We start from the raw sequence: 9,986 nt of genomic DNA, 5'->3' as shown, positions 1-9,986 counted from the left end.
ACACGACGACTTTCATCATTGCTCATTGTAGCAATGATGAACCTTTTTTATGTTATCTACAGCGCTGGTAGTAATATCAAAGGGATGAGCGTAGCATTAGCCATTTACCCGGGCGTGTATTTCATTGTGATTCCCGGTGTTTCTTGACATGATAACGGGTAGAGCAACGTTTGCTACAGAACCGCTGTAGTCCGTTTTTAGAATGATCGGAAAATATTTCACGGCAAGGATCTGAAACGCAGACTTTGAGTCTTGGTCTTCCGTACAGGGTCAGTTCTCTTCCGAGCGTACGCGAACAGACCGCCAGAATACGGTCGGCCAAGCTGCCTGTGTTTTTATCAGGTGGATTGTAAACATAACGAAAGTTGCCGTCTCCCTGTGCATTTAATCGTGGGCGCAGGGGGGAACGCAATTCACTTTCCGTCAGAAATTCTCCCAGTTGTTCATCACTTCCACTAATAATCAAATCGCGCAGTCTGTCGCGGTAAGCACGCACGGCTGTTAGCTCCTTCAGAGCTACCGTTTCATCGCATAATACTCCATACTTTTGCAGCAAATTATTTAATTGTTCTGGACTGTCAAGCCGTTCCGGTTCTTCATAGTAGGGATCATAACTATTTAATAGATCGAAGGTGAAAGAAAACCAGAGTTCGTTGTAATATTCCAATTCTGTTTGACTCCTTACGCGTTGAGGGATATAGTAATGCTTAAAGTATATTTTATGTATTACATTTTAGCAAATAGCTATGACTCATAATCGAAGGAAAAGGAGTTGGTTGTCGATGGAAAAAGAAATCTCCATTATTCATGCCCCCACCAATCTTGGCCTTAGCAGGCATCCGGACGGTAGAGAAAGAGGCTGCTGGAAGCTTCCCGCTGTTCTTGAGGAGTTGGGTCTTCACACAGCGATCGGAGCACAAGTCGCGACAAGGCTGTCTCAGCCTGCCTATCCGAAGAAGTATACATACAACGACGGCGCCTTATTTGGGGCTCAGGTGGCCGCTTTTTCCATTGAATTGGCAGATACAGTGGAGGAGGTACTGAGCACCTCTGCGTTTTCTCTTGTTCTGGGCGGCGATTGCAGTGTGCTGCTGGGAAGCGCCTTGGCGCTGGCGCGAAAGGGGAATTACGGACTGGTTCATATGGACGCACATCCAGATTATTACCATAAAGGAAATAGAGATAAAGCCGTTGTGGCTGGTATGGACCTTGCTATTGTTACTGGTAAAGGAACAGATATTTTAACCAATCTGGAAAACCGAAAACCTTATATTCAGAGTTCCAATGCCCTGACCTTCGGCTATCGCGAATCAGATCCGGAGCAGAGCATTATAGAAGAGGCAAAGACGGAGGGCATTACCTGCTTCAGTGCGGAACGCTCTCTTCGGGAAGGGGGTGCCTGGACTGCGGATTTTTTGAATGATTTCATTCATCAGCGAGAGGTTGACGGTTTTTGGCTTCACCTGGATGCAGATGTACTTGACAAAACGCTCATGCCCTGTGTGGATTGCCCGGAATCTCATGGCTTGCAGTGGAAGGAACTCACAGATGTTCTTAGAGTCTTACTGAAATCACCTCAAATAGTAGGCATGAGTGTGGCTATACTAGACCCCGAATTAGATCCCGGCTTGAAGGTAGCAGCAAACTTTAAAGAGATGTTGACTGCTGTATTACGCCCGTAAAAGGTTGAGCCTCAAGCTGATTTGCTATATAGTTATGACTGGACAACCATTCCATCTATATTAAATGAATGCCAAAGTAGGGGGCCCTTGCAATGATTATTAAACCGAAAATCCGTGGCTTTATCTGTACTACTGCGCATCCAGGAGGATGTGCGGCTCATGTCAATCGTCAAATCGACTACATCAAAGAAAGTCCTTCAATACAAGGAGCCAAAAAGGTGCTTGTGATCGGAGCTTCCACCGGCTATGGACTGGCTTCCCGCATTGCTGCCAGCTTTGGTATGGGAGCTGATACCATAGGTGTATCCTATGAACGCCCTGCTTCAGAAGGACGCACAGCTTCAGCTGGATGGTACAACACTGTAGCCTTTGAGGAATCGGCTAGAGCGGCTGGCTACATAGCAGAAAGCATTAATGGAGACGCTTTTTCCCATGAAATCAAGCAGGAGACGTTGAAACTGGTTAAGGAAAAGCTGGGCAAGGTAGATCTGATTGTGTATAGTGTCGCCTCACCACGACGGACGCATCCCGATACAGGTGAAACCTTCAACTCCGTTCTCAAGCCCATCGGGCAGCCCTTTTCTGATAAAACGGTGAATACCAATACAGGTGTCGTATCGGAGATTACGCTGGAACCGGCTACAGAGGAGGAAATCGAAAATACGATAACGGTAATGGGGGGCGAAGATTGGTCCTTATGGCTAAAAGCGCTGGAAGAAGCTGATCTGCTGGCTGAAGGGGTAACCACACTGGCTTACTCGTATATTGGTCCAGAGATCACGGAGGCCATTTACCGTAAAGGAACCATTGGCCAAGCCAAAAATGACTTGGAGGCCACTGCGCATACCTTAACAAAGCAACTGGAGCGTTATGATGGAAAAGCCTACGTTTCTGTAAATAAAGCTTTGGTTACACAGTCCAGCTCGGCTATTCCAGTTGTACCTCTGTATATTTCTTTGCTGTTTAAGGTTATGAAGGAAAAGGGTTTGCATGAGGGCTGTATCGAGCAAGCGCAGCGTCTGTTTGGGAAGCTATATAGTGGAGCGACAGTGGAAACCGATGAGGAAGGGCGCATTCGTCTGGACAACTGGGAAATGAGAGCTGATGTCCAGCAGGCTGTCCAAGAGGCTTGGTCCGGGATTACTACAGAAAATGTATCTGAACGGGGCGACCTTGAACAATATCGTCTGGATTTCCTTCAGTTGTTTGGATTCGGGTTTGATGAAATTGATTATGAATTGGATGTAAATCCAGATATTCAGTAGCATCGTGGCTGATCGCGAATTGTACTACAAACACAATAAAAGCGGGCACTTACAAGCGAAATAAATGGCTTGTGAGGCCCGTTTTTTATATCAGGATTTTGCAAAATTCGATTCCAGTCGCTCCCTAGTGCAATATATAGACGAACTGGAACATTTGGATCTATATATTGTTCATTGAAAGTCGCTTATTGGATTTTTGCAAAATTCCTCATATGTTAGGCAAATGTATATAAGCTGAACTAAAAAAAGGTACATGGAAAACGAAGTAGGCGGAATGGTGCTGTACAAGCGAAGTACCATCCGTCTGCGAAGTGGCACTAAGGTAACTTTTAAGTTCCGCTTATATAGTGTTCTCATTTTAACAGTTGAAACTATTGGGGATCTGACGTAGATACCGATTTGTGATGAAGCAGACGAAAAACAGCGATGGTAATCATGATCCCGGCAACGCCAAATACAGATACGGAGGTCAAAGCCTGATAGGCTTGCCAGCCGAATAAAAAAGCAATACCACTGCCAAAGGTTGTGCCTGCCAGTAAACCGAGTGCGCAAGCGATGTCTGTTCTGAATTTCATAAGCATTTTTCCTTTCGGAATCAGAATTTGCAAAGTAACTTGTACTTTTCATCTGGACTTGGACAGGAACTTGTGCGTACAATTAAATAGAAATCGTTTTCAAAGAGAATCTTTTTAACAGTATGGATCATTCTTGTGCAAATTATTCCTTTTCAGGAGGTAGATGAAATGAATATGAATGAGCAGATCAAGCAGTGGAACGAAGAGGCACAAGCAAACAACACCGATCACCCTTATCGAAAGGTAGAATTATTTATTGAGGTGCGTGATGGAGCGCTTGAAGCCGTCGTCCCTTATTTGAAGCAACAGAATTACCATCATGTGACGCTGGTAGAGGATGAATACACTTCTGCGGCGGCAGGGGAAAAGGTGACGCAACGGATACGTGATGCAGGTTTGGTGGTCGATGTGGTTCGGTTGCCTCCCAATGCTGTGGGGGATGTGATTGCAGATGAAGGCTATATCGTAAAGGTGTTGTTGGGCGTGGCAGATGAGAGTCAGGCTGTACTGGCCGTAGGCTCCGGCACTATTCATGATCTGGTTCGCTTCGCATGCTATAAAATGAATTGTCCGTTCCTGTCGGTGCCGACGGCCGCTTCTGTGGATGGATTCACATCGGCAGGAGCGCCGTTGATTGTGGGCGGCAGCAAGCAGACATTTCAGGCTGTTCCGCCGGAAGCGATCTTTGCTGATCTATCCGTACTGGCGAATGCGCCACAAGCGATGACTGCTGCAGGCTTTGGCGATATGCTCGGCAAATTCACCTCATTAGCCGATTGGCATGTGTCCAGAGATTTGGGAGGCGAACCGTATTCGCCTTTGGCTAATCGAATCACGGAGGAGGCGCTGCGGGCCTGTGTAGAGCATGTTGATGAGATTGCGGCGGGTAGCCAGGCAGGTGTCGAAGTGCTGATGAACGCGCTGATCGCATCAGGCATTTCCATGCTGATGATTGATCATTCCCGTCCAGCATCGGGGGGGGAGCACCACATTTCTCACCGAATTGAAATGGATTTTATTGCAGAGGGACGCAAGCAAGTTTTGCATGGTGCCAAAGTGGGCGTAGCTTCTGCTTTACTGGCGGACTTGTACAGGGACCTGGCTGCCAGCCAAGCTGTGGACGCTTTGGAGGTATATCGAACCTTGCCCACGTCAGAGCAGATGCGTGCATGGCTGACTCAGGTCGGTGGTCCGTCTATGATTGCCGAGCTGGGCGTAACCGAGGAGCAGCTTGCGCGCGCACTTCGTACGGCTCATACTCTGCGTAATCGCTATACAGGGCTCAAGTATATGAACGATCATCAATTGCTTCGCTCATAAAATGCACATTTACAGAAGCGATATTTAGACAGGATAACCAAGCACTTGTAACATGGAAGGGATTAGCGAATGGGTTTACGCCTCTGGCAGCTATACAACGATATCCTGCTCCTGTAACATTTGTATGTACAAATGAACGATATGCTATAATCGTGAAATACAAAAGGGTACACGATATTGCAAGTGACGGAGGAAATTATGGCGCCCAAATATATACAAGTTAAACAGGAAATTATGTCATGGATTCATTCATCCAGGCTGGAGCCTCAAAGCCAGCTTCCATCTGAGCATGAAATGTCTGAGCAATTTGCGGTTAGTCGGCAAACCGTGCGTCAGGCGTTAGGTGAGCTGGTGCAGGAAGGTTGGCTGTTTCGCATGCAGGGCAAGGGGACCTTTATCGCCACACGGGATAGCAAGCAGCCCGAGGACCCACGGACGATCGGGGTCGTTACGACCTATATATCGGATTATATTTTTCCGTCGATTGTGCAGGGAATTGAATCCAAATTAAGTCGTCAGGGCTATAAGCTGCTGCTGTCAAGCACAGGCAATGACCCCGAGCAGGAACGCCAGTGTTTGGAAATGCTGTTAAGTCAGCCCTTGAGCGGGATTATTATTGAGCCGACGAAAAGTGGGGAACGCAATCCCAATCTGAATTATTACCTGACCTTGGAAAATCGCCAAATTCCTTATTTAATGATCAATGCGCGGTATGAGGAAATGGATGCGCCATGTCTGCGTGTAGATGATGAGAAGGGTGGATTTTTAGCGGCTGAGCATCTGATTAAGCTGGGACATCGGCGGTTAGCCGGGTTTTTCAAGACAGATGATATGCAGGGAATTCTTCGTATGAAGGGATTTGTGGCCGCCCACCGTAAATATGGGGTTACGCTGCATCCGAATGCAGTGACCACCTACCGGACAGAAGAAAAAAATGAGGTTCCGTTACAGCGTGCGTCTGCACTGTTGAGTATGGAGCCGAAAGAGCGCCCTACTGGATGGGTAACCTATAATGACGAGCTGGCTGTGCGTTTGTTGGACATTGTGCGTTCGGCGGGTCTGAGCATTCCGGGCGATTTGTCGCTGGTGGGGTTTGATGACTCTTTTTTGGCAACGGCAACGGAAATCAAGCTAACTACAATCCGCCATCCCAAAGAAGAACTGGGATTTCGCGCCGCTGATACAATATTGTCGATGATTGAAGAAAAGGGCTTCCGCGAAGAGGATCGCCAGTGGATTATTCCACCAGAGCTGATTATCCGTGAATCTGCGGGTCCTGTTGCCAGTGACGTATAAGAACCTAATAAATATGGGCGAGTTTTTATTTGGATACATGTAAGGACAAGTTGGAAGAAATGTAGTTCTGACACCTCATAGCGTTTCGGCCTGCCTACTCGCCTTATCGTACAGCCTGTTTTCTGTATTGCAGAAAATAGGCTGTTTTTGCTATGTTTTTTCTGAAAACATAGACAGTTATGCAGTGAAAAAACGTATAAAAAAACACTGGCTAAGTTGTACGTACAAGTGTATAATGAAAGCGGAACCAAGGATATGAGGTCATTAGCACTTCCATTTCAGATTTCAGAAATGATAGTAAAAGGAGTGTCTTATACATGTTAGAACAATTAAAACAGGAAGTATGGGAGGCCAATCTGGCTCTTCCCAAGCATGGTCTGGTTACTTTTACGTGGGGAAATGTAAGCGGTATCGACCGTGAGCAGGGGCTGGTTGTAATTAAGCCAAGTGGTGTGGCCTATGAGGAGCTGAAAGCAGAGCAATTGGTTGTACTCAATTTACAAGGCGATATTGTCGAAGGGGACCTTCGTCCTTCATCTGATACACCTACACATCTGGCACTGTACCGTGCTTTTCCACAAATCGGCGGTATTGTACACACGCATTCCTCTTGGGCCACAAGCTGGGCACAGGCAGGACGCGCGATTCCTGCATTAGGGACAACACAGGGTGATTATTTTTATGGAGCGATTCCGTGTACTCGCGCGATGTCTTCAGAGGAAATTGCTGGAGAGTATGAGCTGGAGACGGGACATGTGATTATTGAGACGTTTCAGGATATTAGTCCAGCGGATATTCCAGGTGTCCTCGTTAATCAGCATGCACCGTTCGCTTGGGGGAAAAATGCCGATGATGCCGTTCATAATGCGGTGGTGCTGGAGGAAGTAGCAAAGATGGCGTACCGTTCCTTCGCGCTGAACCCGGAATTAACCTCTATGGATCAGGCGCTGCTGGATAAGCATTTTCTGCGCAAGCATGGAGCGAACGCCTACTATGGTCAAACGAAAAAGGAGGAGACACACAAATGAGCAAGTATACCATTGGTGTCGATTATGGAACAGAGTCCGGGCGTGCGGTCATTGTTGACCTCTCTAACGGAGCTGAAATTGCTACACACGTAACACCTTATCGCCATGGGGTTATTGATGAAGTGCTGCCTGGCAGCGGACGCAAGCTGGAAATGGACTGGGCGCTGGAGCATCCGGCTGACTATATTGAAGTGCTGACGACTTCTGTACCTGCTGTCATGAAGGAGACGGGGATTTCTCCTGACGACATCATCGGGATCGGGATTGATTTTACAGCATGTACGATGCTGCCAATCGATGTGCAGGGACAACCATTGTGTTTTGACGAGAACCTGAAGGATAACCCGCATAGCTGGGTAAAACTGTGGAAGCACCATGCAGCGCAGGATGAAGCGGATCGTCTGAATGAAATTGCCACACAACGCGGAGAGGCATTTCAGCCTCGTTATGGTGGTAAAATTTCATCCGAATGGATGATCGCAAAAATTTGGCAAATTCTGAACGAGGCGCCGGATATTTATGATCAGACAGATCGCTTTGTAGAAGCGACCGACTGGGTTATTTCCCAGCTTAGTGGAGAGCTGAAACGTAATCAATGTACAGCAGGCTACAAGTCCATTTACCATCATCGTGACGGTTATCCGGACCGTGAGTTTTTCAAAGCGCTCGATCCTCGTCTGGAAAATCTGACGGATACGAAACTGCGTGGTGAGGTTTATGACTTGGGTAGCCGTGCAGGTGGATTAACAGAGGACATGGCTGCAAAACTCGGGTTGAATCCGGGAACTGCGGTAGCCGTAGGAAACGTGGATGCACATGCGGCTGTTCCGGCGGTAGGTGTCGTTACACCAGGGAAGCTGGTTATGGCGATGGGAACCTCTATTTGTCATATGCTGCTCGGTGAGGAAGAAAAAGAAGTCGAAGGTATGTGTGGCGTTGTAGAAAACGGAATTATTCCGGGCTATTACGGCTATGAGGCTGGTCAGTCGGCCGTAGGAGATATTTTCGCATGGTTCGTTGAGCATGCTGTTCCCGGTGAGGTGAAGGAGCAGGCTGCGGCAGAAGGCGTGAACGTCCATGTGTGGCTGGAACGCAAAGCGGCAGCGTACAAACCGGGCGAAACCGGATTGCTTGCGCTGGATTGGTGGAACGGCAACCGTTCTGTGCTGGTGGATACGAACCTGACGGGTCTTATTGTCGGCTATACGCTGCTGACGAAGCCGGAGGAAGTGTATCGTACATTGCTGGAAGCCACAGCATTCGGTACACGTAAAATCGTCGATGCGTTCCATCACAACGGCGTGCCGGTAGATGTATTGTACGCATGCGGTGGATTGCCGCAGAAAAACCGTCTCTTGATGCAAATTTATGCCGATGTAACTGGACGGGAGATCAAAGTGGCGGCTTCTACTCAAACCCCTGCGCTGGGCGCAGCGATGTTCGCGGCAGTGGCTGCGGGAGCAGAGGCCGGAGGGTATGACGATATCGTCGAAGCAGCGCGCCATATGGCTCGTGTACGGGACGAGAGCTTCAAACCGATCCCAGAGAACGCGGCCGTCTATGATAAGCTGTACGAGGAATACAGCCGTCTTCACGACTACTTTGGACGTGGAGGCAATCCGGTGATGAAGAAGCTGAAGGCGATTAAGGAAGAAGCCGGACGTTCTACAGAAGCGGCAAGCACTCATTCTTAAAAGGTAAGCATCTAAAAAAGCACAGTACGCCGAGAAAATGGCAGACTGTGCTTTCTTTGTTCTTATATTCCGTGATTTGCAACAGGCGAAAGTCTTATGAAATGAAAGATGGTAATGCGTTCCTTTCATAGACTTTCAGGTAAAGTACAAAAGTTTAGTTTTAACGGACATTCTCACTTTTTCAGCATGGCATCAGCAAACAAAATGGATTTTGGAATGCGGAAAAACTGTTCCGCCTGATCCTGGAAGGTTTGAGAAGGAACGGTACCCTGGTGCAACCATTTTCGAAATGTGCCGGGATGAACGCCAATCCAATGACTGACATCGGTCACCGAAATATCATGGACCATACATAGACCCGCCAAAATCCGGTTTTTGACCGGGGAACGAGTCACAGTCCGTTTCATAAAACGGGACGGTGATGGCTGACAGATGAGCGGTGAACGCCGGACAACCTCTTCATTAAACAGAATATGGTGCGGATAACCAAGTGTATTACAAGCTTTTTCCAGATTAGTGTTGCCGGGAATACGACCTTCATATACCCACGCGCTGACGCTACGGGAGGAAATGGAAAGCTCCTCGGCAAGCTGAGACAGTTTAATGTCATTAGCCATCAAAACGGCTAGCAGAACACGATTGCGTACTTGACAGCGTGTCGGCTTGCGAAAACGTTTGACGCGCACACCTTTTCCCAAATATTTGCGATTGATCAGAGACCACGCCTGAATGGAATGTTTATCTTGTTGTTTAGGCATATATCCTCCGATTTTTTTAACCACATACTACTATACCCGAAGGGGGCTTTGCAAGTGACTCCCCTCCTGATTTTCTTTTAATCCCATGGGCTTAACCGGTTTATGGAAAATAAGGTCCATTTGACCTATGAAAATGGGGAGTTAAGGGGCCGATATATTGAATTGTGTCTACTTTTATGGAAGCGGAGGGAATATGTTCTTTTTTTATGATTGTAAGGTTTATAAGAGAGAGAAATGGATAGGGGACTCCAAGTTTACCCAACTATTTCCTGAATGACAAGAGGAGGTTATCCAGTCAGATGTTTTGTAAAAAGATAATGATATGGTTTCTGACGGCACTTTTGGCAGCAAACACTTTGCTGTGCTTG

9 protein-coding genes are annotated in these 9,986 nt (G+C 47.4%); 6 read left to right on the top strand and 3 right to left on the bottom strand.

What is annotated here, in order from left to right; translation table 11 throughout:
- Positions 1 to 121 precede the first annotated feature (121 nt).
- Positions 122 to 667 carry a CGNR zinc finger domain-containing protein gene (locus QD47_RS28240; RefSeq protein WP_044649251.1) on the bottom strand — a complete coding sequence of 182 codons (546 nt, stop codon included), beginning with the start codon at positions 665 to 667 and terminating at the stop codon, positions 122 to 124.
- Positions 668 to 782: 115 nt separating this feature from the next.
- Between QD47_RS28240 and QD47_RS28235 the strand changes: the two genes are divergently transcribed.
- Both QD47_RS28235 and fabV read left to right on the top strand, forming a co-directional pair.
- The gene (locus QD47_RS28235) at positions 783 to 1,682 is read left to right on the top strand and encodes an arginase family protein (RefSeq protein ID WP_044649250.1); all 900 of its coding nucleotides are present in this window, start codon (positions 783 to 785) and stop codon (positions 1,680 to 1,682) included.
- Between the two features lie 92 nt (positions 1,683 to 1,774).
- Positions 1,775 to 2,947 carry an enoyl-ACP reductase FabV gene (fabV, locus tag QD47_RS28230; protein WP_044649249.1) on the top strand — a complete coding sequence of 391 codons (1,173 nt, stop codon included), beginning with the start codon at positions 1,775 to 1,777 and terminating at the stop codon, positions 2,945 to 2,947.
- A gap of 371 nt (positions 2,948 to 3,318) precedes the next feature.
- On the opposite strand, the gene QD47_RS28225 is transcribed toward fabV, so the two are convergent.
- The gene (locus QD47_RS28225) at positions 3,319 to 3,522 is read right to left on the bottom strand and encodes a hypothetical protein (RefSeq protein ID WP_044649248.1); all 204 of its coding nucleotides are present in this window, start codon (positions 3,520 to 3,522) and stop codon (positions 3,319 to 3,321) included.
- A 168-nt stretch (positions 3,523 to 3,690) separates the two neighbouring features.
- Here QD47_RS28225 and QD47_RS28220 point away from each other — a divergent pair, with 168 nt between their 5' ends.
- The 4 genes from QD47_RS28220 (at position 3,691) to QD47_RS28205 (ending at position 8,860) form a co-directional block, all read left to right on the top strand.
- Positions 3,691 to 4,842: a sn-glycerol-1-phosphate dehydrogenase gene (locus QD47_RS28220; protein ID WP_044649247.1), complete on the top strand. Its 1,152-nt coding sequence runs from the start codon at positions 3,691 to 3,693 to the stop codon at positions 4,840 to 4,842.
- A gap of 198 nt (positions 4,843 to 5,040) precedes the next feature.
- The gene (locus tag QD47_RS28215) at positions 5,041 to 6,138 is read left to right on the top strand and encodes a GntR family transcriptional regulator (RefSeq protein ID WP_044649246.1); all 1,098 of its coding nucleotides are present in this window, start codon (positions 5,041 to 5,043) and stop codon (positions 6,136 to 6,138) included.
- A 317-nt stretch (positions 6,139 to 6,455) separates the two neighbouring features.
- The gene (gene araD / locus QD47_RS28210; RefSeq protein ID WP_044649245.1) at positions 6,456 to 7,166 is read left to right on the top strand and encodes an L-ribulose-5-phosphate 4-epimerase; all 711 of its coding nucleotides are present in this window, start codon (positions 6,456 to 6,458) and stop codon (positions 7,164 to 7,166) included.
- Complete coding sequence (locus QD47_RS28205) at positions 7,163 to 8,860, top strand: ribulokinase (protein ID WP_044649244.1); 1,698 nt, start codon at positions 7,163 to 7,165, stop codon at positions 8,858 to 8,860. The genes araD and QD47_RS28205 overlap by 4 nt, the downstream gene beginning before the upstream one ends.
- 173 nt (positions 8,861 to 9,033) lie before the next feature.
- Here the strand turns inward: QD47_RS28205 and QD47_RS28200 are convergent, their stop codons facing one another.
- On the bottom strand, positions 9,034 to 9,618 hold the full coding sequence (locus QD47_RS28200) for a helix-turn-helix domain-containing protein (protein WP_014280814.1): 585 nt from the start codon (positions 9,616 to 9,618) through the stop codon (positions 9,034 to 9,036).
- Positions 9,619 to 9,986: the final 368 nt, after the last annotated feature.

The sequence above is a fragment of the Paenibacillus terrae genome, from assembly GCF_000943545.1.
Taxonomy (GTDB): domain Bacteria; phylum Bacillota; class Bacilli; order Paenibacillales; family Paenibacillaceae; genus Paenibacillus; species Paenibacillus terrae_A.
The sequence above is the reverse complement of the archived record's forward strand: the minus strand, read 5'-3'. Positions and strand labels throughout refer to the sequence as shown.

Excerpts from the sequence above, each read along its gene's own strand:
- QD47_RS28215 (WP_044649246.1), top strand. The coding sequence starts at position 5,041 with ATGGCGCCCAAATATATACAAGTTAAACAGGAAATTATGTCATGGATT.
- QD47_RS28220 (WP_044649247.1), top strand. The coding sequence starts at position 3,691 with ATGAATATGAATGAGCAGATCAAGCAGTGGAACGAAGAGGCACAAGCA.
- QD47_RS28205 (WP_044649244.1), top strand. The coding sequence starts at position 7,163 with ATGAGCAAGTATACCATTGGTGTCGATTATGGAACAGAGTCCGGGCGT.
- araD (WP_044649245.1), top strand. The coding sequence starts at position 6,456 with ATGTTAGAACAATTAAAACAGGAAGTATGGGAGGCCAATCTGGCTCTT.
- QD47_RS28235 (WP_044649250.1), top strand. The coding sequence starts at position 783 with ATGGAAAAAGAAATCTCCATTATTCATGCCCCCACCAATCTTGGCCTT.
- QD47_RS28225 (WP_044649248.1), bottom strand. The coding sequence starts at position 3,522 with ATGAAATTCAGAACAGACATCGCTTGCGCACTCGGTTTACTGGCAGGC.
- QD47_RS28200 (WP_014280814.1), bottom strand. The coding sequence starts at position 9,618 with ATGCCTAAACAACAAGATAAACATTCCATTCAGGCGTGGTCTCTGATC.
- fabV (WP_044649249.1), top strand. The coding sequence starts at position 1,775 with ATGATTATTAAACCGAAAATCCGTGGCTTTATCTGTACTACTGCGCAT.